The 1244-nt window shown below is 60.5% G+C and carries 3 protein-coding genes; 1 reads left to right on the top strand and 2 read right to left on the bottom strand.

All coding sequences use genetic code 11. The features are described 5' to 3' along the window. The first annotated feature begins 132 nt into the window (after positions 1 to 132). Entirely contained in the window at positions 133 to 300 is a 168-nt protein-coding gene (locus MJ783_RS22530) for a hypothetical protein (protein ID WP_239313727.1), read from the top strand. A 270-nt stretch (positions 301 to 570) separates the two neighbouring features. On the opposite strand, the gene MJ783_RS22525 is transcribed toward MJ783_RS22530, so the two are convergent. After that, a complete protein-coding gene (locus MJ783_RS22525) occupies positions 571 to 900 on the bottom strand; it encodes a hypothetical protein (protein WP_239313725.1) in 330 nt (109 codons plus the stop codon). Positions 901 to 979: 79 nt separating this feature from the next. Next, positions 980 to 1244 (bottom strand): hypothetical protein (locus MJ783_RS22520; RefSeq protein WP_239313723.1); only part of this gene is annotated, 265 nt, incomplete at its 5' end.

Genomic DNA, 1244 nt, shown 5'->3' with positions numbered 1-1244 from the left:
GGAGTGAAAATTGATGGTAAACCCGCCGGGCGACGCCTTTTCGGCAGATGTATCAGCTGAGACGAGCCAGCCATACGAAGTGCTGATCGAATGGAAGTCGCTTCACGGCTGTGAGTCGCTGGAAGGCCACCCATGAGCAGACTGGTCACACTCGTCGCGGCTGTCGACGCCCAGCCCACGCTGGAACAAACGGATTCAATCCTTACCGAACTGGGCCAGATGCCCCGCAATCCCATTGTCACGGGGCTGATCGACGCCCTGCTTGAGTATCGGACACTCCTCGTGAGCCTGACAGGGTGATCTTAAGGTCACCGGACGGCACGCCGGGAGCCGAACCAGTCAGGTGGTCTCTTGTTACTTGGCGGCGAGACCACCTGACTGGTCCGAAAACTAATACAGCGAACAGTTCGGGAAATCGTGTCATCCGGCAGGCCCAGGGATGCGCGGCCGTAACATTTCCCGCGTATCCGAAGGATCCGGGAAACCCGGCCGGTGATCATACAGCCAGCACTTTCCGCATGTCACCGGTGTCAGGACGGGTAGCGGTGTGCCACCGTTACCCGAACACGATCAACGCCCGAACGGCTGGCCCTGCTGCTGGCCCTGCTGGCCCTGCTGGCCCTGCTGCTGGCCGAAGCCCTGGCCAGCACCCTGCTGCTGGCCACCGAACTGGCCGCCGACAGAAGCGCCGACACCGACGAGCTCCTGCAGCCGGGTCTCCACGTAACGCTCGCTGTGGTGAGTCTTGTCCGCGATCCGCTGAACGAGATCGTTGACGTCACGAGCCGCGTCGAGGTCCGCGGTACCGACCTGTCCGAATTCATCGAGCAGCCGGTACCGGATCTGCTGCCAGTTCTGCCGCAGCTGCTGTTCAATTTGCTGCTGCTGCTGCTGTGCCATCACGTTTTCCTCTCGTCGGGACTGACCGAACAAGAAGTGACCCTACTCCACCAGGCGCTCACCCAGTCAACCCCACCAGCTAACTTCGCTTGTGTAATTCAGGAAACTCTTCTTGCCGCGAAAAAGGGCTATGCGACAAAAAAGAAACAATAACGAGAGAACAGTCATGTGTCATCCGGTCCGCAGAAGTTGCCACCGTCAGCGGGAAGCCACCGATATATCCGGTGATAACCAGCGGCCAGGCCGCCGGCGGCTCCGGCCGGTCACGGTCGGAGCGCACGGAACAGTCAATGCGGATGAATTGCGGAGGAGCTGCGGATAAGAGAGGCTCCGGCAATAGGGGA

Source organism: Protofrankia sp. Cj3 (assembly GCF_917627355.1).
Taxonomy (GTDB): Bacteria; Actinomycetota; Actinomycetes; order Frankiales; family Frankiaceae; genus Protofrankia.
This window is presented reverse-complemented; position numbering and strand designations above follow the sequence as displayed.